This is a genomic window from Nitrospirota bacterium, assembly GCA_016214855.1.
GTDB lineage: Bacteria > Nitrospirota > Thermodesulfovibrionia > Thermodesulfovibrionales > UBA6898 > UBA6898.
This window is the reverse complement of sequence record JACRMT010000004.1, coordinates 280,659-304,323: the sequence shown is the minus strand read 5'-3', so window position 1 is coordinate 304,323 and position 23,665 is coordinate 280,659. Positions and strand designations below refer to the sequence as shown.

The 23,665-nt window shown below is 50.6% G+C and carries 21 protein-coding genes; 10 read left to right on the top strand and 11 right to left on the bottom strand.

Annotation, left to right across the window (positions count from 1 at the left end):
* Position 1 precedes the first annotated feature (1 nt).
* The 4 genes from HZB62_03475 to HZB62_03460 all read right to left on the bottom strand — a co-directional run bounded on the left by HZB62_03475 (position 2) and on the right by HZB62_03460 (position 3,179).
* Positions 2–1,084, bottom strand: a complete 1,083-nt coding sequence (locus HZB62_03475) for a HAMP domain-containing protein (GenBank protein ID MBI5074224.1) — start codon at positions 1,082–1,084, stop codon at positions 2–4.
* Positions 1,081–2,025, bottom strand: a complete 945-nt coding sequence (gene phnD, locus HZB62_03470) for a phosphate/phosphite/phosphonate ABC transporter substrate-binding protein (GenBank protein ID MBI5074223.1) — start codon at positions 2,023–2,025, stop codon at positions 1,081–1,083. The genes HZB62_03475 and phnD overlap by 4 nt, the downstream gene beginning before the upstream one ends.
* Positions 2,026–2,103: 78 nt before the next feature.
* Positions 2,104–2,619, bottom strand: coding sequence for a chromate transporter (locus tag HZB62_03465; protein MBI5074222.1), 516 nt, complete (start codon positions 2,617–2,619; stop codon positions 2,104–2,106).
* Positions 2,616–3,179 carry a chromate transporter gene (locus HZB62_03460; protein MBI5074221.1) on the bottom strand — a complete coding sequence of 188 codons (564 nt, stop codon included), beginning with the start codon at positions 3,177–3,179 and terminating at the stop codon, positions 2,616–2,618. The genes HZB62_03465 and HZB62_03460 overlap by 4 nt, the downstream gene beginning before the upstream one ends.
* Before the next feature lie 135 nt (positions 3,180–3,314).
* Here HZB62_03460 and HZB62_03455 point away from each other — a divergent pair, with 135 nt between their 5' ends.
* The 5 genes from HZB62_03455 (at position 3,315) to HZB62_03435 (ending at position 8,333) form a co-directional block, all read left to right on the top strand.
* Complete coding sequence (locus HZB62_03455) at positions 3,315–4,613, top strand: 3-isopropylmalate dehydratase large subunit (protein ID MBI5074220.1); 1,299 nt, start codon at positions 3,315–3,317, stop codon at positions 4,611–4,613.
* Positions 4,610–5,134, top strand: coding sequence for a 3-isopropylmalate dehydratase small subunit (locus HZB62_03450; protein ID MBI5074219.1), 525 nt, complete (start codon positions 4,610–4,612; stop codon positions 5,132–5,134). The genes HZB62_03455 and HZB62_03450 overlap by 4 nt, the downstream gene beginning before the upstream one ends.
* A 1-nt stretch (position 5,135) precedes the next feature.
* Positions 5,136–5,597 carry a RidA family protein gene (locus HZB62_03445; protein MBI5074218.1) on the top strand — a complete coding sequence of 154 codons (462 nt, stop codon included), beginning with the start codon at positions 5,136–5,138 and terminating at the stop codon, positions 5,595–5,597.
* 216 nt (positions 5,598–5,813) lie between these two features.
* The gene (locus HZB62_03440) at positions 5,814–7,031 is read left to right on the top strand and encodes a Fic family protein (protein MBI5074217.1); all 1,218 of its coding nucleotides are present in this window, start codon (positions 5,814–5,816) and stop codon (positions 7,029–7,031) included.
* Positions 7,032–7,301: 270 nt separating this feature from the next.
* Positions 7,302–8,333 (top strand): aminotransferase class I/II-fold pyridoxal phosphate-dependent enzyme, encoded by a 1,032-nt coding sequence (locus tag HZB62_03435; protein ID MBI5074216.1) that lies wholly within the window; start codon positions 7,302–7,304, stop codon positions 8,331–8,333.
* Here the strand turns inward: HZB62_03435 and HZB62_03430 are convergent.
* Positions 8,328–10,304 (bottom strand): HD domain-containing protein, encoded by a 1,977-nt coding sequence (locus HZB62_03430; protein MBI5074215.1) that lies wholly within the window; start codon positions 10,302–10,304, stop codon positions 8,328–8,330. The genes HZB62_03435 and HZB62_03430 overlap by 6 nt on opposite strands.
* Positions 10,305–10,489: 185 nt before the next feature.
* Here HZB62_03430 and der point away from each other — a divergent pair, with 185 nt between their 5' ends.
* Genes der through HZB62_03415 form a run of 3 tightly spaced genes read left to right on the top strand, consistent with a single transcriptional unit; the run spans position 10,490 to position 12,850 of the window.
* Positions 10,490–11,806 carry a ribosome biogenesis GTPase Der gene (gene der, locus HZB62_03425; protein ID MBI5074214.1) on the top strand — a complete coding sequence of 439 codons (1,317 nt, stop codon included), beginning with the start codon at positions 10,490–10,492 and terminating at the stop codon, positions 11,804–11,806.
* Positions 11,807–11,843: 37 nt separating this feature from the next.
* Entirely contained in the window at positions 11,844–12,665 is an 822-nt protein-coding gene (locus HZB62_03420; protein MBI5074213.1) for a YihY/virulence factor BrkB family protein, read from the top strand.
* 2 nt (positions 12,666–12,667) lie between these two features.
* The gene (locus tag HZB62_03415; protein MBI5074212.1) at positions 12,668–12,850 is read left to right on the top strand and encodes a hypothetical protein; all 183 of its coding nucleotides are present in this window, start codon (positions 12,668–12,670) and stop codon (positions 12,848–12,850) included.
* Positions 12,851–12,948: 98 nt separating this feature from the next.
* Here the strand turns inward: HZB62_03415 and HZB62_03410 are convergent, their stop codons facing one another.
* The 6 genes from HZB62_03410 to HZB62_03385 form a co-directional block, all read right to left on the bottom strand.
* Positions 12,949–13,677: a 16S rRNA (uracil(1498)-N(3))-methyltransferase gene (locus HZB62_03410; protein MBI5074211.1), complete on the bottom strand. Its 729-nt coding sequence runs from the start codon at positions 13,675–13,677 to the stop codon at positions 12,949–12,951.
* 28 nt (positions 13,678–13,705) lie between these two features.
* Positions 13,706–14,815 carry a molecular chaperone DnaJ gene (gene dnaJ, locus HZB62_03405; GenBank protein ID MBI5074210.1) on the bottom strand — a complete coding sequence of 370 codons (1,110 nt, stop codon included), beginning with the start codon at positions 14,813–14,815 and terminating at the stop codon, positions 13,706–13,708.
* A gap of 110 nt (positions 14,816–14,925) precedes the next feature.
* Positions 14,926–16,839 carry a molecular chaperone DnaK gene (dnaK, locus tag HZB62_03400; GenBank protein ID MBI5074209.1) on the bottom strand — a complete coding sequence of 638 codons (1,914 nt, stop codon included), beginning with the start codon at positions 16,837–16,839 and terminating at the stop codon, positions 14,926–14,928.
* A gap of 1 nt (position 16,840) precedes the next feature.
* Entirely contained in the window at positions 16,841–17,449 is a 609-nt protein-coding gene (grpE, locus tag HZB62_03395) for a nucleotide exchange factor GrpE (protein ID MBI5074208.1), read from the bottom strand.
* An 11-nt stretch (positions 17,450–17,460) separates the two neighbouring features.
* Positions 17,461–18,492, bottom strand: coding sequence for a heat-inducible transcription repressor HrcA (gene hrcA, locus HZB62_03390; protein ID MBI5074207.1), 1,032 nt, complete (start codon positions 18,490–18,492; stop codon positions 17,461–17,463).
* 141 nt (positions 18,493–18,633) lie between these two features.
* Entirely contained in the window at positions 18,634–19,788 is a 1,155-nt protein-coding gene (locus tag HZB62_03385) for a type III PLP-dependent enzyme (protein ID MBI5074206.1), read from the bottom strand.
* Between the two features lie 819 nt (positions 19,789–20,607).
* On the opposite strand from HZB62_03385, the gene HZB62_03380 reads away from it, so the two are divergent.
* Together HZB62_03380 and HZB62_03375 are read left to right on the top strand one after the other, a co-directional pair.
* Complete coding sequence (locus HZB62_03380; protein ID MBI5074205.1) at positions 20,608–21,744, top strand: M20/M25/M40 family metallo-hydrolase; 1,137 nt, start codon at positions 20,608–20,610, stop codon at positions 21,742–21,744.
* Positions 21,745–21,835: 91 nt separating this feature from the next.
* Positions 21,836–23,665, top strand: coding sequence for a M3 family oligoendopeptidase (locus HZB62_03375; GenBank protein MBI5074204.1), 1,830 nt, complete (start codon positions 21,836–21,838; stop codon positions 23,663–23,665).

Sequence of the window (23,665 nt, the reverse complement as noted above, 5' to 3'; positions counted from 1 at the left end):
CCTATTTGCCCTGATTCTCTATATCCACTATGGTGGTCATGCCGTCGAAATCAATAACCTTGTATCCATGCAGGCCTTCGAACTTCTTCAGCAGCTCTGCAAGCCGCTCACCAGCATCTTTGACCGCAGCGATCTGATTCCCGACGGAAGCGCGGGACAGCGGTTTCCCTTCTGCAAGATCATCGGAAAGCAGCTCTAAGGCCATAATAAGATAGGTCAGAGGCTGGCGGAGATGATGAAGAAAGGTCCTCCCTGTATCTTTGACCGCAGCATTCTGCTTTGCCCGGATAAGCTCCTCGCTGACCTCATTGAGCCTCAGTATATACTCATGCAGGCTGACATTGACCGTCTCCAGCTCCGTATTCAGGGACTTGAGTTCGTCTTCACGAAGCCTGACAGCCTGCAGCATCGTGCTGAAGGCGAGCGCAAGCTTTCCGATCTCATCATATCCCATGGCAGGAACGGAACCGGAATAGTTTCCGGCGGCTATTTCACTTGCAGAAACGGTCAGCAAGGTCAGGGGCGCAGTCAGCCGTCTGGCGATGACTATAGCGATCGCGAAAGCAACGGCAAGGAGCAGTGCGGTAACAACGGCAATGGTCTTGAGTGCATTCCGTATTGCCTCCTCGCCCATTCTCTCATCGATGCCGACCCTGAGCGTGCCCCCCTGGCCGCTATGCACAGGCGCAGAAATATCGAGGTAAATATTTGGGTCTGCTTTTACGGTAACGTGGTCAATGGTATTTTGTTTATGTCCGAGGTTGAGAAGACCCCTGGGGAACCCCTCCTTGAACGTATGAAGGAGAATGGTGCCGTTCTTTTCGATAAAAATATAGGCGATCTCGGGATTGGCCTTCATCATTTCCTCAAAATACCCGTCTATGGAAACAAAATCGCTTATCAGCAGAGGATCTACAATATGGTTTGCCATCGTTGCCGCAACAACCTTTGCATCTTCAATGCTCTCTTTCAGCAGCACATTCTTAAGATAGAGTTCGATGAAAAGGACGATGACAACCGCAAAGACAAGCACGAACATGGTCATGGCCATAAAAAGCTTTGCTTTCAGGGAAAGGTTCTTCATTGGTGAGAATCAAGCCAGTCCTGCATTTTGCGAACCGAGTCATAGGACGCATCTTCCGGTACGATAAATTTCTCGATCTTCAGTTCATCAAGGATCTTTTTGCCTCCAGGGTCAGTATGCATCTCAAGAAAGATCTTTTTGAGTGTCTGTTTTATTGAGGCAGACGTATCGGGATGGACCACAACAGGCGGTATGCCGTAAAGCGGAGACTTATAGATGATCTTTGTGTTCTTTACCAGCTCCGGTTTTTTATCATAATAGAAATCCCATATGAGACCGTCAACTGAAGCGCCTTCAATAATGCCCTTTGAAACGGCCCTGATAGAGTTGTCGTGGCTGTAAGTGTAGATGACGCTTTTGAAAAATGATTCGGGTTTTTCCCCTATTGCGGAAAGCGTATACGTAGGCACGAGCGTTCCGGTGTTCGAGTTCGGGTCAGTGAATGCGAAGCGTTTTCCCCTCAGGTCTTCCAGGCTGGATATCGGGCTGCCCTTCTGCACAATGAAATATGCCTGGTAAAAGGGTTTTCCATAGAGCATAGGGGCCACAAGGAGTTCCATGCCGAACTTCTTTTTGCCGCTTACATAGGGCCCAGCGCAGACAAAGGCAATAGCGATCTCTTTCTTCTCCAGCAGGTCGTTCACCTCCTGGTAAGTTTTCTTCTGGATGATCTCTACCGGCTTGCCCATCTTACTGCTCACATACTGCATCATCTGATCGTAGTAGGCGGCTGTTTCCCTGGGCGAGATAACTGCTGCGATCGCAATTTTCAGGGGAGCGCCATTGAGCGGCTTTGTGCCGGCCGGCGTCTCCATTTTTTCCGCCAGATTAACGGTAACGACCTTTTCATCTGACCGCTTGCATGAAGCGGCCATAAGGATAAATAACATAACGCCAAGAAAGAGACCCGTGGATGTTCTGAAAACAGCTGATCTTGTCATGGAGATATTTTATCACAGAATAGACTCAGGCATGCAGAGTCTATCAGCGGTTGAAGGGGCAAAGACGAATTGGGCCGATCAGAAGAAAAAAGCACCGATAAGACCAGCGCCGAGAATAATGAATGACGGATCGATCTTTGTGAACGTAATGACTGCAAAGCTGCAGAAAGCTATAGCGAACGTGCCCGGATCGACGAGCGACGCGGTGCCAAGGGAGACCGCAACCGCAGCGAGAAGGCCAATGACCGCACTCTTAATACCAATAAAGCCTGAAGCGATAAGCACGGATTTCTTGTATGTGTAGTAATACTTCACGGCAAGTGTGACGATTATCAGGCTCGGAAGATAGGAACATACTACTGCCAACAATGAGCCTGTGAGACCGTGGAGCTTGAATCCGATAAATGCGTTCATGACCGTAAGCGGGCCGGGAGATAGCTGCCCAATAGCAATTGCGTCGAGGAACTCCTGGTTGGTGAGCCAGTGGTGCTTGTCCACGAACTCACGCTGAAGGAGAGGCAGCATGGCATACCCCCCGCCGATGGTCAGGGAGTTGATATAAAAAAGGATCCAGCAGAAGACGAGCAGGCTCATGAGGACTTGTTCCTGAAGAGGACACATCCGACCGCACCGGCTGTCAGGATGATCATGATGGGACTGAGCCTGAACACGGCGAGTAAAACGAACGCAGCTGCAGCAACGAGCAGAGTTCTATAATCTTTGATGGTCTTTCTGGACATGGTGAAAACAATGGAAAGGAGCAGTCCAACGACAGCAGCTCCAATGCCTTTCATGAACGGTTTAAGTATGGGATGTTCCTTTATCTTCATATAAAAGACCGCAAGCAGGATCGCTACGAGCGTGCCGGTAAATATCTGGCCCGCTGTTGATGCCAGCGCACCGCGCATTTTTTGCAGCCTGTACCCGATGCAGATACCGGTGTTGACGATCGGCGCTCCCGGCGTTATCTGTCCGATCGCAATGCTTTCCAGATAATCGTCGTGGGTGAGCCATCTGCGCTTCTCTACAAGTTCTCTTTCAAAAAAAGAGAGCATGGAATATACGCCGCCGAAGGCAAACGTGCCGATCTTGAGAAAGACAAGAAAAATGCGTGTGACACCTGGAGGCTGGGGTCCGGAATCAGGGACTTTCATAGGAAAAGTGTAGCATATTCAGCCTGCCTTATGGTTATGGCAACGGACGGCGGTTCTTTATAAAATTGCGCGTATATGATATTTTAGAAACACCGTTTTTCATAATTATCTGTACAGACACTGAAAGGAAACACTATGGCATTGACATTGGCAGAAAAGATATTTAAATCTCATTTGAGGGATGAACCATTTCCCGGGACCAAGGTGCTCGATCTTGATGTTGTGATGTGTCACGAGATCACGACGCCGATCGCGATCAACGATCTCGTGGCGCGCGGCATGGACAGGGTATTCAATCCGGACAAGATAAAGGTCGTTATCGATCATGTCACGCCGGCGAAAGACACCAAGACCGCGCTGCAGGGCAAGATCCTGAGGGATTGGGCCAGAAGGCAGAAGATAAAGGATTTTTTCGATATCGGCAAGAATGGTGTTTGTCATGCGCTCTTTCCTGAGCAGGGTTTTATAAGGCCGGGGTACACAGTCATCATGGGAGATTCCCATACCTGCACGCATGGCGCTTTCGGTGCTTTTGCTGCGGGAGTCGGAACGACCGATCTTGAGGTCGGTATCCTGAAGGGTGTCTGCGCATTCCGTGAACCGAAAACGATCAGGGTAAACGTGAACGGCACACTGCCCGATGCGGTCTATGCAAAGGATGTTATCCTGAGGATCATTAAGGAGCTTACAGTCAAAGGCGCGACAGACTGCGTTATAGAGTTCCAGGGCAGCATAGTGAAGAAGATGTCCATGGAGAGCAGGATGACGCTCTGCAACATGGCGATCGAGGCTGGAGGCACCTCAGGTATCTGCATGCCTGACAAGGTGACGGTCGATTATCTCTGGCCCTTTATTGCATCTGATTATGCGGACAAGAAAGCTGCGCTTGCCGACTTTAAAAAATGGTGGTCTGACAGGGGCTGCAGATATGAAAAGGTGATTGACCTTGATGTGACGAATATGGAGCCGCAGGTGACTGTCGGATTTAAGCCGGATGAAGTGAAAAATGTATCGGAGGTTGTGGGCACGCCTGTAGATCAGGTCTATATCGGGTCCTGCACGAATGGCAGGCTCGAAGACCTTCGTGTTGCGGCTCAGTATTTGAAGGGGAAGAACATTGCCCCGACGGTGAGAGGTATTGTCTCTCCAGCCACGCCCAAGGTATTCAGGGATGCTGACAAACTGGGCTATATAAGGATATTCATGGACGCAGGGTTCTGCGTAACCAACCCCACCTGCGGAGCATGCCTGGGTATGAGCAGCGGCGTACTTGCACCCGGCGAGGTCTGTGCCTCAACAACGAACCGGAACTTTAACGGCAGGATGGGCAAGGGCGGCATGGTGCATCTCATGAGCCCGGCAGTGGCAGCGGTGACTGCTCTTGAGGGCAGGATCGCTGACCCGAGGAAGTATGCAAAGGAGAGACTGAAATGAAAAGATTCGGAGGCAAGGTCCTCTTTTTAGACAGGTCTGACATTAACACTGACGAGATCATACCGGCAAAATACCTTACCGAGATATCCAAGGAGGCATTGAAGCCTCATATGCTTGAGGACCTGAAGCTTGAAGGATTTGATCCGCAGTCCCGCCAGACGCTTGAGGCAGGGGTCATTGTGACAAGGGGAAACTTCGGATGCGGTTCCTCGCGCGAACATGCACCGTGGGTCTTTGAGGTCAATAATATTAATGTCGTGATCGCCTCAAGCTTTGCCAGGATATTCAGGCAGAATATGTTCAACTGCGGCATGCTTGCCATTGAACTTTCCGAGGGGACGATAGACCGGCTCTTCAGGCACAATGACGGCACTGCAGAGATCATCCTTGATTTTCAGCAGAGCACGTTTACGGTCAGCTCAGGCAAGGGCACGGAAACAATAGCCTTTCAGATCGCAGAGTTTGACCGGGCGCTGATCGAGGCAGACGGCTGGGTCGGTTTTGCTGATGCAAAGTACTGAGATGTCGCCTGAAGAAAGACTTAAGGAACTTGGCCTTGAGCTTCCTGATCTGCCGAAGCCGTTAGGCTCATATGTCCCTTTTGTAAGGACCGGAAATCTCGTATACCTGAGCGGTATGCTGCCGCTCGAAAACGGCAAACTCCTTTATTCAGGCAGAATCGGTGAAACGGTTTCTCTTGATGACGGGATAAAGGCTGCGCGCAGGGCCACGGTCAATGCCATTGCTGTATTGAGGTCAGCCATCGGCAGTCTTGATGCCCTGCAGAGATGTGTCAAGGTTACCGGTTTTGTCGCTTCAGCCCAGGATTTTACTGACCAGCCCAAGGTTATCAATGGCGCATCCGATCTTCTGGTCGAGGTGTTCGGTGAAGCAGGCAGGCATGCCCGCGCTGCTGTGGGCGTGCATATCCTGCCGATGAACTCGCCAGTAGAGATAGAGTTCATCTTCGAAGTGAATCCGTAATATCTTCAATCTCCGCTCATTCCCTGAGTCTGTCAATGGGTGATGCCATTGACATGAGCTGCAGGGATGGGGTATTTAGGGGCGGCTTGGAAAACATCGGCAAATATATCGGCAATAAAATATTCATATTATTTATTATTGTTGTAATTACTATTATTTGATATATACTTATAACGGTTAGGAATAGGCAATAATATCGGCAATAATACGATAGATATGACTTCGCAAATACACAAAATGACGCCCCTGTATCCCGAAAGGGCTGAGATGCTTCATGACCTTGCCCTTAATGTAATCCAGAAATCAGCGGCCCTTGGCAGCCGGCAGCATCCTGTCACGCTCAAATCTCTGCATGAATTGCTCCGGATCATTAACAGTTATTATTCCAACCTGATCGAGGGCCATAACACGCATCCTTATGACATTGTCCGCGCAATGCAGAGGCATTACGATACCGAACCGGCAAAGCGTAACCTCCAGTTGGAGAGTGTTGCCCATATTACCGTTCAAAGGGATATGGAAAAAAGATTACAGGAAGAGCCTGAGCTTAATATTGCAGGCGGGGAATTTCTCTGCAAGATACACAGAGAATTTTATAATCAACTGCCGGAGGAATTTCTGATCGTGAAGGACCCTGATACAGGCCACGAAAGCCGGGTTGTTCCGGGCAAATTGCGTAGAGAACCGGTAAAAGTCGGCCGTCATCTGCTGCCGGAAAGCGGCTCTCTGGATGCCCTCCTTGGTCGCTTCGGGGACTTCTATGCGCCGGACCGCCATCACGGCGCTGAAAAGCTTGTTGCGGCGGCAGCCGCGCACCACCGGTTCATGTGGATTCACCCCTTTCTCGACGGCAACGGCCGGGTGGCGCGTCTTTTCACAGAGGCATATTTTCATCGGATTCCCGTACTTGGTTACGGTCTCTGGTCGGTGAGCCGCGGGCTTGCCCGCCGGAACGTTGATTATAAGGCTGCTCTGACCTGGGCGGATGCACCCCGGAGAAATGATCTGGACGGCAGGGGGAATCTGTCGAATGAGGGACTGATAAAGTTCTGCCGTTTTTTTCTGGAAATCTGCCATGACCAGGTGGACTATATGGGCAATCTGCTTAAGTTGGAGGAACTGATCCAACGGATCAGGCACTATGTCGACCTTCGCGATAGGGGCATGGTCCCCGGCCCGTCTGGAAAAAAAGAACCGCTCCGTCCTGAGGCGTCCAGGATGCTTCAGGAGGTCCTGATAAACGGCATCTCAGCGCGGGGTGACGTCATCCATGCCTCTGGTCTGAAGGAACGGACAGGACGAAATCTGCTGGGGCTGCTTCTTGAGGAAGGGTTGCTGGCTTCGGAGACCCCGAAGGGAGAGGTCAGGTTAGGGTTTCCCATACATGCAGCCGGCTGGTTCTTCCCGGACCTGTATCCGACATTAGCGGGATAAGAGTGGCGGCGCAGGGGGTGCTTGATGCTCGGGCTGCGCATTCCGGTTCGTCCCTCGCCGACCTCTATAATCCCATAGCTATGCCGCGGATCTCAGACAGGCTCATCAGGCGCTGGATAAAGCCGTTGAAGCCGCATACGGGAAGAAGAACTTTGAGTCAGATGCCGAGCGGGTAGCGTTCCTCTTTGAACTCTATCACAATTACACAAGTCTATTGTCTTCGCCCGATAAATTGAAGAAGCGACAGAAAAAAAGGAGTGACATTTAAAGATGAAACGCTACTATTTTGGTACAAACCCGCTTGGGCCGTCGCGGAAGGTGAAGGCAGCTATCCGCAAAGCGGCTAAGGCTATCAATGCTCCGTGCGACGAGACACGGGCACGGCTTGAGCGGCTGTTTTTTTCGAAATACGGCGTCGATAAAGAAAGCATTCTCTTCTCCAATTCCCTGAAAGAACTTCTGTTTGTCATATGCCGGCGCCTCCGGCCAAGGAAAATACTGATCGTGGGACCTGCACTGGGCATATATCAGGAGGCGGCTCTGGCTTCGAGTGCGGTTATCAAGAATGTCTCCGGCAGTGAAGAGAGCTTCTTTTTTCCTGATCTTAAGGAACTTGTCGAAAAGGCAGAGGGCTGTGATCTTATTTTCTTCGCAAACCCCAACAGGGTCAGCGGCAAGGCCATATCGGTCACCGTGTTGAATCAGATGCTTGCAGCGCTTTCCCTGAAAAACTGTGTTACGGTTATCGATGAATCGCTCATGGATTTTGCGGAAGGTGAGGGCTGCATCAGGAGCGCTGTCGGCAGCAGCCATCTTATTGTTCTCCGGACAACGGCATATTACTTTGGTCTGCCCGGGCTTGAGCTTGCCTGTGCAGTAGCCATCCCTAAGGTGATCGAGTCCCTGCGGCCGGGGCTGCTGAGCCATCCGGGCATCCCTGCCATGGAGGCAGCGCGCACTGCGCTTAAGGACAAGTCGTACAGCCGATCAACAGAACAGTTCATGAAAGAAGAGAAAAAACTCCTGAGGAAGGCCATTGGAACGCTGCCGGGAATGGTCATATATGACTCTGATACGAATATATTTCTTCTGAAGGCTGCTGACCCGGCTGAAGAGATCGCCTGCAAGGCAGAGCGGGCAGGCCTTGCGGTTGAGCGCTGTTCGGGCATTGACGGGCTTAATGATACCTTCCTCAGGATCTCGGTGATGAAGCATGATCATAATCTTAAGCTTATCAAGCTGCTGAAAGGGATGAGTGCTGAATCGGAAGGAAAGAAGATCGGCGGTGATCAGAGCTTATGAGATACTGTGAACTTTGGCATAACCGGATGAGCCGAGCAGCGACTCTCCCCTGAGATTCATCAATTCGATAAAGGATTCCACCACATACGGATCAAACTGTGTGCCTGCATTCAGGAAAAGTTCCTCCTTGACCTGAAAGAGCGAGAGGGCTTTTCGGTATGGTCTTTCAGACATCATGGCATCGAAGGTATCAACGACAGAAAGGATCCGTGCCTTGAGCAGAAGTTCCTCTCCTCTCAGCCCATACGGGTACCCCTTGCCGTCATACCGTTCGTGATGCTGTATGATCGTCTGCCGCACTCCTTCGAGGGTATCTATCGGCCCCAGGATCTCCTCTCCTATGAGGGGATGCGATTTGATCAGGCTGTATTCCTTTGCTGTCAGCTTGCCCTGCTTCTGAATGATGAAGCTCTCGATACCGATCTTGCCGATGTCGTGCAGTATGGCGGCATGTTCGAGGATCTCAAGCTCTTTAAAGTCGAGGCCGATGTACCTGCCGAGCTCGAGGGCAAGGAGCTTGACCCTTTCAGAATGGCCCTTGGTATAGAGGTCGCTCGCCTCGAGAGCATTGACCAAAGACTGGATCGTGGCAAAATAGTTCCGCTTCACACTTTCATAGAGCCAGGCGTTTTCCATGGAAACGATGGCCTGGTTCGAAAGCGTAGTCAGAATCTCCATGTCCTCGTCAGTGAACGCTGAGCCTTCTCTCAACATTTCGAGGATCATGGTCCCTATGATCTCCCCCTTCATCTTGAGCGGTACCCCGATCTTCGACGAAGGGCTGTTGCCCTGCTGCAGAAGAATGGGTTTGCCCTGCGTTATGATCTCAGAGTAATACGCCTGATACTCAAGAGGCACATCAGTAATGCTCTCCGTGCCGAGCCCCCGCTTGTACTGAATGATAAGAGGCGGTCTGTTCGTGTTTCGTATATGAAGAATTGCCCGGTCGGTATTGAAGAGATCAGCGGTCGTCCTGGTGATGATCTTCATGACCTCTTCGGTCTCGACGATCGAGGTCAGGATCCTGCCGACCTCGTTCATTTTCTTGAGCCGCTCAACGACCTTTTCGAGTTCCTTGTTCTTGCCCTTTACTTCCTTTGAGAGCGAGGTGATGGCCCGGTTTGCTGTTTCAAGTTCCTTGAGCCTGAACTCAAGCTGGGTGTTCAGGTCCTCAACTTTGTTCTTGTGCTCAAGATCCATCTTTATCTTGGACAGCTCCCGCTCCTTGGTCAGATTCTTCTTGTACAGTTTGTTCATCTCATCGATCATCTTGTTGAAGGCAGTGCCGATTGTGCCGAGTTCGTCGCTGGTGATTCCCTGGACCGCGGCGTTCCAGTTGCCCGCCTCCACCTCGTGAATGGCAGCAAGGAGGTTTTTCAGCGGCTTCATTACGAAGCGAGAAAAGATCAGGCTCAGAACGAGCGATATGACAAGAACAATAATGATGTTCGAAAAGACGAGCATTCTTTTGATGGACAGCATGGTAGAGAACGACCTCGATAGGTCGAGCCTTACCTGGATGATGCCATTGACCGCCCCCCTGCTGTCATGACAGCCAAAGCACTCCTGCCTGTTCATGATGTTCTTAAAATAATCGATCGTGTTGTTTTGATGGATTATTGGCTTCTGAAAGTCATGGGTAGCGATCTTGAGATAGTCCTGGGATTTTGAGCCGATCTCGGACATGTTCGTAGATTTCAGGATCATGCCGGCCGGTGAAAGGATCCTGATATGGACGATTTCCTTGTTCTTGCCGATGTTCTCAAGGATCTTCTGGACCTCCTGCGGGTTGCCCAGTTTCATGTCGTGAGATATGGTCCGTTCAATGATGTCGCCCAGAAAAACAGTGTCAGCAACCTTTGACTCGATCATCTTGGAGTTTTGCGCCCTGAGCACGATAGCGGTGGTGATGCCGACCGTTATGATGATAGTGAGGGCTATAATGGCAATGATCTTTGTTTTGATAATCATATCTGGCATTATTGAATGCAAGATGCATGCCTCAAAAGGAGGCTAAACTCATTAAAATATAAGCAATTTATCCCTATTTTATCAAGCAGGTCGTTGCATTTCCCGCAGTCTGTTTGAAAACTCTCAGTAGCGCTATAGGGCATCTTTATGAACCTTATTCATGCTTTTAGTATACAATAAACGCTATGGCTAAACCTCTTGTTGTGATCGTAGGCCGACCGAACGTCGGAAAGTCAACCCTCTTTAACCGGATGACCGGAACGCATTCTGCAATAGTTGAGGATATCCCCGGTGTTACACGGGACCGGAACTACCTTGATGCAGAGTGGGAAGGCAAGAGTTACATGCTTGTCGATACCGGAGGCTTCTATATTGATCCTCCTGAGGATATCTTTGCCCAGGCAAAGGAGCAGGCTCTTTTTGCCATTGAGGAGGGCGATATTATCGTTCATCTCCTTGACGGAAAAGACGGTCTTACCCCTGCTGACATGGAACTGGCACGCCTTCTCCGTACATCCGGGAAAAAAGTCGTCTGGTTGGTGAACAAGATCGATGCACCGGTCAGGGATGACAGGTTTTACGATTTCTACGCCATAGGCGCTGATCACCTTTATCCGGTCTCTGCAGCTACGGGCTATGGATATGATGATTTTATGGACAGCCTTGGCGCCCTGCTTCCTGAATACCACGAAGAGAAGTCCGATTACCCCAAGATAGCGGTTGTGGGAAGGCCGAATGTCGGGAAGTCAACACTGGTCAATGCCCTTACAGGCAAGAAGCGGATGGTAGTGAGCGAGGTGGCAGGAACCACCATGGATTCAATTGACAGCACCTGTACCTTTCACGGAAAGAAGTATGTGATCATTGACACTGCGGGCCTCAGAAAAAAAGGCAAGATCGGGTATTCGCTGGAGAGGTTCTCAATGGTAAGGGCTGTCAGAAGCATTGAGCGGTGCGATGTGGCTCTTGTTGTTCTCGATATGAGCGTAGGCATCACTGAGCAGGACCAGAAGATCGCGGGCATTGTCAAAGACTACAATAAGGGTGTTATATTCCTCCTGAATAAATGGGACCTGGTTACCGATCCGGAGGAGACCTTCAAGAATGCCCTGCCTGAACTGTACCGGAAGGTCTGGTTTGCGCAGTACGCGCCTGCTATCACCATATCAGGTGTCTCCAAAAAAAGGATCACCAAGGTCTTTCCGGTGGTCGATGTCATTATAGAAGAAAGACGGAAGCGGATCACGACCGGGGAACTGAACAGGTTCTTCCGGGAGATCATTGCTCAGATATCACTTCCCCTGTATAAGGGAAAGACCGTAAAGATGTACTACATGACCCAGGTGGGCATTGAGCCCCCTGCATTTGTCATTTTCTCGAATTACCGCAATGCAGTGACAGAAGCGCACCTCAGGTATATCGAAAGAAAACTGCGCGAGTATTTCGGCTTCGGGGGAACGCCGCTGAAGATCCATATCAGGCCGAAGAAGAGAGGCACCTGACCTTGCCGCCTTGTTATCATTTTGAATGCGACTTGGTATGAGGATGATCAGACTCATCGGCAGAAGCTTCCTGGACTTTTTCAGGGACAATGGGCTGATGCTTGCCGGTTCCATGTCCTATTTCACCATGATGGCGCTTGTGCCCCTCTGTATGTTCCTGATAACGGTATTCGGATATTTTCTTGGCCAGTATCCTGATTTTTACAACTTCTTTCTTGCCAAGCTGACGGGGTTTTTCCCGACCGTTACACAGGATATCACGGATGACCTCACGAAAATCATCTCATACAAAGGGCTCGGGAAGTTCAGCCTTCTGCTTTACTGGGTTCTTTCCTATCAGGTCTTTGCCTCCATGGAGACCGCCCTTAACAGGATATTTAAAATACAGAAGAAACGGCATGTATTCTTCTCGGTGCTGGTGTCCCTGATGGTCGTGACGCTGCTCATAGCCCTGTTGTTTGCTTCCTTCGCAGCTGCCTCGCTTGTGCCGCTTCTCAAGACAATTGGTCCGACCCTGACCGGCATAAAGATCGGCAAAATAACAAAGATTCTGCTCAGCTTTGTTCTTCCCTTTTTCCTGATCCTCTGCTCGTTCGCACTGCTTTACGTTATGGTGCCGAAGACCAGGGTGCGAATTTCTTCGGCCCTTGCCGGCGCTTTTTTCGCAACAGTCATGCTCGAGATCGCCAAGCATATATTCAGCTGGTATGTGAGTGAAGTGGCCCAAATGGGTAAGATCTACGGCCCGCTTACGGCCTTTGTCATGTTCCTGCTCTGGATGTTCTATTCATCAGGCATCTTTTTAATCGGCGCCGAAATAGTGCATAATTTAGGGAACCAGAAACAGGTGAGGAGCTGACCATGATAGACCTGATCGGAACGATCGTTGAAGTGGGAACAGGAGAGGCTTTGTATGTGGGGAAGCTTATTGAGATCAACGAATACGAGATCCATCTTGAGTCTGAATCAGGTTGGATCGTGGTCCCGGTTGAACGGATCGCTTATGTGCGGCCGAAAGAAGAAGAGGAATGGACCGCACCATGATATCTGCGAAGAGCCATAGCCGGATACCGGCAGCAGCAGATGCAGGGCGTCCTTGTCTGTTTCTGATCTGCCGAAACAGGGTTCGCTGTCAGAAGCAGTTATTCGCGGCCTGAGAGGTCGCCGCATACATACTGCACAAGACCGACGGCGGTCAATGCTGCGGTCTCTGCCCGAAGAATTCGTTTTCCCAGTGATGCAACCGTTAACCCTTTATCTTCGGCAATCCCGATCTCTTTTTCGGAAAACCCGCCTTCCGGCCCGATGCAGAGGACAAGCCGTTTTTCTCCGGACAACAGCTCCAGGGCAGTGGAGAAGGGCGCCCCTTCCTTTTCCCAGCAGATGATCCCTTTGTGAAATCCATCGGAGGCGATCACGATCTCAAAGGCTTCCGGCTCACGGATCAGCGGAACCATATTCCTGCCGCACTGGCGTGATGCCTCCTCAGCGATCTTTTGCCAGCGCTGAAGTTTTCGGGTCTCTCTTATCTGGCTCCGCTCGGTGATCATCGGCACGATCTCTTTTGCTCCGAGTTCAGTTGCCTTCTGGATCACGAGGTCCATCTTTTCACCTCTGAGCAGTCCCTGAACAAGGATGATATCGATCGGGGACTCGTTATCGTGATCGAGGGGGGCCATGATATCGAGCGTCGTCTGTTTTTTCGTTATCGCGGAGATCTCTGCAGAATAGGTATTGCCGCTGATGTCTGTTACGATGAGCGTATCATGGATCCTGCACCTGAGGACGGCGGATAAATAGCGGGCTTTTTCTCCGGTGAGATGGATTACGCCCTGAGCCTGAACGGCGCTGTCGAGAAAAAGTCTGGTCATGGGATGCAAAAAATGAACTGAACTGGTGTCAGCTCTCGACCCCGGTGAAAAGATCCTTCAGTTTGTCCTTGAAGCTCTTATTGCTGTCATCCGTGCTCTGTTCTGCAAACTCTTCAAGCAGTTCCTTCTGTCTCTGCGAGAGCTTTTTCGGAACCTCAATAAAGACCCGAATAAGCTGGCTGCCCCGCTGTTGGCTGCCGATCCGGGGAGCTCCTTTGCCCTTGAGCGTGAAGATCTTTCCGGACTGCGTGCCCGCAGGGATCTTGAGCCTTGCGGAACCGTCGAGCGTCGGCACTTCGATCTCAGCGCCGAGTGCTGCATTGGTGAAGGAAATGGGGAAATCACAGAAGAGCTCAGTGCCCTCCCGCTTAAATATGGCATGTTCCTGGATGTCCAGTATCACATAAAGGTCGCCGTTCGGACCGCTGTTCATCCCGGGTTCTCCCTCACCGACGACCTTGAGCCGTGAGCCCTCATCCACACCGGCCGGTATCTTGAGATTAACGGTCCTCTGCTCCTGTATGGATCCCTGCCCTCTGCATTTCTTGCAGGGGTTCGTGATGAACCTGCCTGTGCCGTGGCACTTGCCGCAGGGCTTTGAGACGCTGAAAAAACCCTGCTGATATCTGATATGGCCTGAACCCTTGCAGCCGCTGCAGACCTCAGGCTGTTTGTCCGGCTCAGAGCCGGTTCCATTGCATTCCCCGCACTTCTGGAGCTTTGGGAACGTGATCACCCTTTCTGTGCCGAAGACCGCCTCTTCCAGGCTGATATCAAGGTCATATCTGAGGTCATTTCCCCTGGCAGCACGCTGCCGTCTCTGTCCGCCGAAGTTGCCGCCAAAGATATCGCCGAAGAAATCCTCGAAAATATCACCGAACCCTGCTCCGCCGGCGAACGGTCCCTGACCGGCACCGAAACCGTCTGCAGTCCCATAACGGTCATAATGGGCCCTTTTGTCAGGATCGGAAAGAATGGAATAGGCGTGGCTGATCTCCTTGAACTTGTCCTCTGATATCTTGTCGCCGGCGTTTCTGTCCGGGTGATGTTTCATGGCAAGCTGCCGGTAGGCCTTTTTCAGTTCTTCCGGCGTAACTTCCCGGGAAACACCAAGCAATTCGTAGTAATCTTTCACCATAGTTCCTTCATAATTTTATCTCAAAGTATACATGAAAAAGGGTCCAAGGGTGCAAGCACTTCAGGAGGCAGGTGCTGTTCCCTTGAACCCTTCGAGCCGATGCTGAGCTGCTATTTCTTGTCCTTGTCAACGTCCTCGAACTCTGCTTCCACAACCTCTTCTTCTGCCGGCTTTGCGCCCTGGCCTGCAGACGCGTCTCCAGGCTGTGCCCCGGCCCCGGTCTGCTTGTACAGATGCTCGGCAAGCTTGTGCGAGATCTGCATAAGCTTGTCTGTAGCCGATTTTATCTCTGCAGGATCAGAACTCGCGTCCTTGACCTTCTTGCAGTGCTCAAGGGCCTCTTCGATCTCGCGCTTTTCATCGGCAGTGACCTTGTCCCCATAGTCGCTCAGGGATTTTTCGACCGTATAGCAGAGCGTATCGGCGTTGTTCCTGGCCTCTGCCATCTGCTTCTTCTTATGGTCCTCCTGCCCGTGATCGTCTGCGTCACGAACCATCTTTTTAATCTCGTCCTCAGAGAGGCCGCTTGATGCAGTGATCCTGATCGACTGCTCCTTATTCGTGCCGAGATCCTTTGCCGAGACATGGAGTATGCCGTTTGCATCGATGTCAAAGGAGACCTCGATCTGCGGTACGCCGCGCGGTGCAGGCGGAATACCGATGAGTTCGAAGTTGCCCAGCAGTTTGTTGTCTGCTGCCATTTCCCGTTCACCCTGGCAGATCTTGATCGTGACCGCAGGCTGGTTGTCCGTTGCGGTCGAAAATACCTGACTCTTTTTGGTAGGGATTGTCGTGTTCCTCTCGATGATCTTGGTGAATATACCGCCGAGGGTCTCGATGCCCAATGACAGAGGAGTAACGTCAAGGAGCAGGACCTCCTTCACATCACCCTTCAAAACCGCTGCCTGTATGGCTGCGCCTACGGCAACGACCTCGTCAGGGTTCACCGTCCTGTTCGGCTCCTTGCCAAAGAAGCCCTGCACTGTCTGCTGGACTCTCGGCGTCCGTGTCTGGCCGCCAACGAGCAGTACTTCATCAATGCTGCCGGAAGTAAGCCCGGCATCAGAAAGAGCGTTCTTGCAGGGGCCGATGGTGTTTTCGAACAGGTCAGCAGCCAACTGTTCGAACTCGGAGCGTTTGATCTTCAGGAGAAGGTGCTTTGGACCGGTTGCATCAGCAGTGACAAAGGGGAGGTTGATCTCGGTCTCTGTCGCGGTAGAGAGTTCGATCTTTGCCCGCTCAGCAGCTTCTTTCAGTCTCTGCAGGGCCATCTTGTCATTTTTCAGATCAATGCCCTGGTCTTTCCTGAATTCATCGATCATCCAGTCAATGATCCTGATGTCAAAGTCATCGCCACCGAGATAGGTGTCTCCGTTTGTTGACTTGACCTCAATGACCCCTTCGCCGATCTCAAGGATCGAGATGTCAAAGGTTCCGCCGCCAAGGTCGTACACGGCAACTTTCTCTTCCTTCTTCTTGTCCATGCCATAGGCAAGGGCTGCTGCTGTAGGTTCGTTGATGATCCTGAGCACGTTAAGACCGGCTATTCTGCCGGCATCCTTGGTTGCCTGCCTCTGGCTGTCATCAAAATATGCCGGTACGGTGATGACCGCTTCGGTCACTTTCTCGCCGAGATAATCTTCAGCAGCCTGTTTCAGCTTCTGAAGGATCATGGCAGAGATCTCGGGGGGTGAGTATTTCTTGCCGAAGATCTCGACATGGGCATCGTTGTTGGCTGCTTCCACGATCTTGTAGGGCAGCCTCTTCTTTGCGTGTTCGACCTCAGGTGCCGAGTATTTTCTGCCCATGAGCCTCTTGATCGAGAATATGGTATTTTCCGGGTTCGTAATGGCCTGCCGTTTTGCTATCTGACCGACGAGCCTCTCGCCCTTGTCAGTGATCGCCACGACCGACGGTGTTGTTCTTGTCCCTTCCTGGTTCGGTATGACAACGGTCTCTCCGCCCTGTACAACTGCAACGCAAGAGTTCGTGGTCCCGAGGTCAATTCCTATTGCTTTTCCCATCTTATTGTTCCTCCTCTATGGAATCCTGTTTATTAATTTCCGATGCCTCTGCATCTTCATTCTGCTGTTTCTGCGCTTTTACTGATACGGCTACCAGTGAAGGCCTGAGCACTTTGTCGCGATATTTGTATCCTGCCCTGAACTCCTCTGCTATCATCTTTTCGTCCATATCCGTCCGCTCGACCTGTGACATGGCATGATGCACTGCAGGGTCAAACGGCTTACCCATTGCCCCGATGCGGACCAGACCGAACTTCTCGAGTGTCCTTTGCAATTCCTTGAGGGTCACTTCTACGCCCTGGACCAGCCCGCTGTTCATTTCTCCCGAGGCGTGCTTCAGCGCAAGCTCAAGGTTGTCTATGGCCGGCAGGAGCTCATACAGCAGTGACTCATTGCTGTATCGCACAAGATCCTCCTTGTCCTTATTGACACGCTTGCGGTAATTCTCAAAGTCAGCATACAGCCGTAAATACTTGCTGTTCAGCTCGTCTGCTCCGGAACTGACAGCAGGTTTCTGCTGCTCTGTTTCTTCTCCAGGACTGTCAGTGACCAGCTCTATGTCATCTTCTCCGAAGTCTTCGTTCTCTCTGTCCAGATCGTTATCTCCCAAGATGCACCTTCCTATTTGTTGTATGTGAGTATTTCCGTTATGAATCTGGCTGTTGTGTCAACCAGTGTAATTGCGTGTGAGTAGTTCATTCTCGTCGGCCCGATGATGCCGATGGTGCCCATCGGTTTGTTACCCTCTTTGTATGTAGAGACCACAAGGCTGAACTGTTTCATCTCGTCCAGAGGGTTCTCCGAACCGATAAAGACCTGTGTGCCGTCAGTATCAGATATCTTGTCGAGAAGCCCCAGGATGATATGTTTGTCCTCAAGGGTCTTCAGAAGTCCCCGGATCCTGCCGATATCGCAGAAGTCAGGGAGATTGACCATCTCCGACAGACCTGAGATAAAAATATCACTGTCTGATATGGCCAGGACATCTCTGCAGATCCTCGTTGCCCTGCCGATGAGACTGTCGCAGAGCACGCGCTCGTTCGATATCTCCTCGATAATGCTTTTTCTTACTTCGTCAAGAGAGTATCCCGAAAACCGGTCGTTGATATAGTCGGAAAGGCGGTTCAGATCGCTCCGCGACATTTCCTGTTCTACGGCAACGATCTTGCTCCTGATGATCGCTTCGTCGGCAAAGAGAACAACAGCGATCTGGTTCTTCCGATAGGGCACCAGCTCTATCCTGCTCAGGATGGTCCTGTTCGCATTCGGCGATACGGAAATGCCTATATAATGAGAAAGTTCCGAAAGCATGCGTGATGCGTTGTCCAGGAAGGAATCGACATCATTTCTGAGCAGATCAAGCTTTCTGTTCATTTCAGAAACGAGCTCGGCATCAGAGTCGGCCCTTTCGGACGACAGGGTATCAACATAAAAACGGTATCCGACATCGGTCGGCACGCGTCCTGCCGAAGTGTGCGGCTGGCGCAGAAACCCCATCTCCTCAAGGTCGGACATGATGTTCCGTATGGTTGCCGATGAAAGACCGAGTGGAAATTTTTTGGTTACTGCCCGTGAACCGACAGGTCCGGGCGAGCTTATATAAAGCTGAATAACCGCCTGTAATATCTGTCCACTTCTTTCGTCCAGACTCATTAGCACTCTCCAAGTTAGAGTGCTAATAATCTAACAGGTAGGTACTGACGGTGTCAAGAAAAATTGAAATATTCATTAATTTCAATAAGTTTATCAGCCGAAAAAGGCCCGTCTGGCGTTCTGTCGAAAAGAGCCTTAATTTCAGATAAGAATCGTCTTTGGTATGGAAAAGCCATTAAATTCAGAGGCGTAGGAGATGGTATATGCGCCGCTTGAAAGGATCAGAATATAATTTCCGATGGCCGGTTCAGGCAGAAGAATATTCTTTTCTATTACATCGAAACTGTCACAGCTCGGGCCTGCGAGGGTCCATTTCTTGATCTCTTTTGAGCCCTCAACAACATAGCTGTATTTTATGCCCCCGATGCTCTCCATGAGGCCGTTGAAGACGCCGACATCAACAGAGAGCCATTTCTCATCTCCGCGGCTGGTCTTGCCGATCACCTTGGTCACGAATATGCCGGCATCGCCAACCACTGACCTTCCGGGTTCGATCAGGATACGGGTCTTTTTCGGGAACTTCTGCCAGATCGCCCTGTTGATATTCTTTTCGATGACAGAGATGCCGACGACATCTTTGGTATACCGTATCGGATATCCGCCGCCAATGTTCAGGAGAGAAAGTCTTATGCCTGCCTTTTCAGCCCTGTCCCAGAGGTCTTTTGCCTTGTCCAGTGCAGAATTCCAGTTGTACATGTTCGTGCACTGCGATCCCACATGGAAGGTGATGCCGACGGGGTTGAGCCCCTTCTTTTTTGCGAGTATAAGAAGTTCCTCCGCCTCTTCAACCTCCACGCCGAATTTCTTGCTGAGCGGCCATTCGCTGCCTTCATTGGGGACGGTAAGCCTTACATAGACATTTGCGCCGGGGGTGTATTCCCGCATCTTGAGGACTTCTGCCTCCGAGTCATACGAAAAATAGTCTACGCCGGATTCTGCAGCCATCCTGAGAAAGCGGAAGGTCTTGATAGGGTTGCTCGTGATCATCCGGTCACTCGTTACGCCGATGGACTCGAGTACGCTCATCTCTCCTTCCGAGGCGATCTCAAAGCCGATGCCAAGACTGTTGATCAGCTTCAGGGTCTCGATATCCGGATTTGCCTTGACCGCATAGTAGATCTCGGAATTTCGGATATTCTTGCCTATGGCATGGACCTTCTGGCGAACCTTTGCCTTGTCCATCAGAAGGTAGGGCGGTTCGAGATCGGTCTCCCGTATGAAGTCGATCGCCTTCTGGATGGTCGACTTCTGCGTAATGCTGGTATGCGCTTTTGTTATGCGAAAACGGTGGTTCATCTAATTAGATCCTCACGTATTTTTTTGTATTAAACGGTTTTCTCAAAAAAAACAATGAAACCTCACAGAGAAGTTTGCATCGCAGCTGTCGTACTAGAAGCGCAAAAGCCTATTTTATCACCCTGATGTAGTCCAAGCATAGCCCCATGAGAATGACAAGTATGAGCCAGACTATTTTATCCAAAAAGGCTATTGCAGGGCAATGGTGTACAATCCTAATATTCCCTGATAAGAGAAACGAAAAAGGCACCCGAGGGTTATAATGTCAATGTTTCCGCGAGAAACGACATATCACCCAGGAGGTGCCTTATGAATATTATACCAAGCAAGATCGAAATAGACTTCACGGATGAGAGGATAACAGCATCAGCTGGAGCAGTGTTTCTCTCAGGGGCAGCAAAGAAGACAGGACTGTGAAGAAGACAGGACTGTGAAGAAGACAGGACTGCTATCAATGATGATTATACAGAACATGCAGCATTCATCTATCATCGTCCCGGCAGATGGAAACAGGAACAGGCCTATGTAGTGGTGCGCTCGACGTATGAAGACAGGTGTTATTGCCTCGTTATACGTTTATCCTTCAGTAACACACCTCAGATATATCCAGGGGACTGGTACGCTTGAAAACCAAATGCTTCGGCTAAACTCTGCGGAAAAATCCCTTCTCATTGTTTCATTTATGACTTCACTACATCTTAAAACGTCCACTCAGTGCTCTGCTGCCATTTTTTACCCCAAGATCCCCCTGATCAAATCCTTATCAGGGAATCAGGGCTTATCTTAACGCTGCATGGAAATGAAGAGAGCATAATTGGTATGCTTACTGCCATGAGAAAAGAACTGCTCATTAATAAGAAACGGCTGGTCAGCACTTTCATCGACCTTATTAAGATCAACTCGCCTTCTTTTGAAGAAGACCTGCTTGGCAGGCATCTTGAAAAACTGTTTGAACATCTGGACTTCAGGGTCACGAGACAGCGCTATGACCGGTCATTCAATATCATTGCTCGCAAGAAGGGATCGTTGAAGAACGTCAGATCCCTTCTTCTGAGCGGTCATATGGACACTATCGAGCCGACAGAGGGCATCAGATATGCCGTTAAGGGCGGCATCATCAGGTCAACAGGTGAGACGGTGCTCGGCGCTGATGACAAGAGTGCGATTGCCCAGATCCTCGAAGCAATAACAGCGCTGAAGGAGCAGAATATTCCCCATGGTGATATAGAGGTAGTGATAACATCTGCTGAAGAAAAGGGGCTCTGCGGGGCCAAAAATCTCGATTACAAGAAGATAAAAAGCAGACATGCCCTTGTGCTCGATTCAGGCGGCCCGGTCGGCAGGATCGTTGTGGCTGCTCCGACGCATGTTACCTATGAGATGCGTGTCACCGGCAAGCCGGCGCATGCAGGAATAGAGCCGGAGAAGGGCATCAGCGCCATACGGGTCGCTTCAGAGATCATCGCTGCCGTCCCTGACGGAAGGATCGATGCAGTGACGACTGCCAATATCGGCATGATCAGAGGCGGCACTGCTACGAATGTGGTGCCAAGAGAGGTTGTGATCAATGGTGAGGTGAGAAGTCATGCGCCTGCTACGCTGAGAGCGGTCAGCAGGGAGATCTTTGACGCGGCCAGGGGCATTGCCAAAAAGAGAAACGCCAGGATCCATGTCAAGGCAGGCGAAGAATATCAGGCCTTCAGGATCAGCAGAAAGGAACCGTTTCTTGCATACATGGACGGTATATTTCTCAAGGCAGGGATCAGGCCGGAGCATACAGTGACCGGCGGCGGATCAGATGCCAATATCTTTAACCAGCACGGCATTGTTACGCTTAATCTTTCTTCGGGTATGCAGAAGGTCCATTCGCATGATGAATTCATCCAAATCGAGGACCTTGTTAACGGGGCTATTATTGTTGCCGCTTCTGTCAGGGATTTTGCAGAGTTCAAGTAACCGCATAGGTGGATAGTCTGAAGGTGTTCAGGCTAATAGTCTGGCAGACTATAGTCTAAGTACCTGATACACATACCACGAGGAGATAATTTTGATCAAGAAGAGCAATAAACAAGCACAAAGCAGGAATGTTGTCTGGAACCTGAAACATCTTTTTTTGAGCGACGAAGACCCGCGCATCGATAAACAGAAGAAACTGATCCAGGACAAGAGCTATGCATTCATCAATAAGTGGAAGCCGCGCAGGGATTACCTGAAAGATCCTGCAGTCCTCAGAGAGGCTCTTGATGAATATGAGATCTGGACGCGGAACTATGGCTCAGACGGCAATCCCGGTTACTATTTCTGGCTCAGAAATCAGATCGACAGAAATAATCCGGCACTCAAGGCCCAATTCAACAAGATCGAGGAATTCAGCAAGAAGATCGGCAATGATATCCAGTTTTTCCATCTCAGGATCGCAAAGATCCCGCGGTCCCTGCAGAAGAGATTTCTTGCCTATAAGGGTCTCCGGAAATATCAGCATTACCTTGACCGTATTTTTGCAGAGTCCCGGTACATGCTTTCCGAGCCGGAAGAGAAGATCATGAACCTCAAGGCAACGACATCCTATGGCAACTGGGTGAGGATGACGTCTGACTTTCTCTCCCGTGAGGAGCGCAGGGTCCAGCTTGAGGACGGCAGTTATGCCGTAAAACCCCTGCCTGATATCTCGAGCCTCACGAAGAGCAGGAACAGGAAGGTGCGTGACACTGCTGCCAAGGCATTCAATGACATCATGGACAAGAACGTAGATATTGCCGAGATCGAGATCAACTCTATTCTTGCCAATAAGAAGGTTGACGATGAACTGAGGGGCGTTGCCCGGCCTGATCTGCTGCGCCATATCAGCGATGATATGGAGAGTGAGACGGTTGATACCCTGATCCAGGCGGTTTCTGAGCGGTTCGATATCTCCCGGCGCTTTTATGAACTGAAGGCTGAACTCATGGGCGTAAAGGTCCTGAAATACCATGAGCGAAATGTCGAATACGGCTCGATTGATGCCAAATATCCCTACGGCAAATCCCTGACGCTTACCCGGAAGGTCTTTGCTGATCTGGACAGGGAGTTCGCTGATATTTTTACCGGGTTTGTCGGCAACGGGCAGTTCGATGTATATCCGAGAAAGGGCAAGGGCGGCGGCGCTTTTTGTGTGCATCATCTCATATCACAACCGACCTACATTCTTCTGAACCATACGGGCAAGCTTTCTGACGTGCTGACACTTGCGCATGAGCTCGGCCATGGCATCAACAATGAACTGATACGAAAGAAGCATCATGCCCTTAACTTCGGCACGCCCACATCTACTGCAGAGGTCGCCAGCACCTTTATGGAAGATTTCGTTCTGAAGGAGATACTGCGACGAGCTGATGACGAACTCAGACTGAGCATCATGATGATGAAGCTCAATGATGAGGTCTCTACCATCTGCAGGCAGGTTGCATGCTATCGGTTCGAGCAGGAGCTTCACCGCAGCTTCAGAGAGAAGGGCTATCTGTCCAAGGAAGATATCGGTGGGATATTTCAGAAGCATATGGCTGCTTATATGGGTGACGCTGTTGAACAGTCAGCGGGATCTGACAAGTGGTGGGTCTACTGGAGCCATATCCGCCAGTTCTTCTATGTCTATTCCTATGCGAGCGGACTGCTCATCTCCAAGTCTCTGCAGAACTCTGTGCATAAAGACCGGAAGTTCATTGAACAGGTGAAGGAATTCCTGTGCGCAGGCCTTTCGGACAGCCCGAAGAACATATTCATGAGGCTCGGTATTGATATCGCAGACCGCAGGTTCTGGGATAAAGGGCTTGACGAGATCGAGGCCCTTCTTCAGGAGACGAGAGAATTGGCAGTAAAACTGAAGAAGATCAGGAGATAG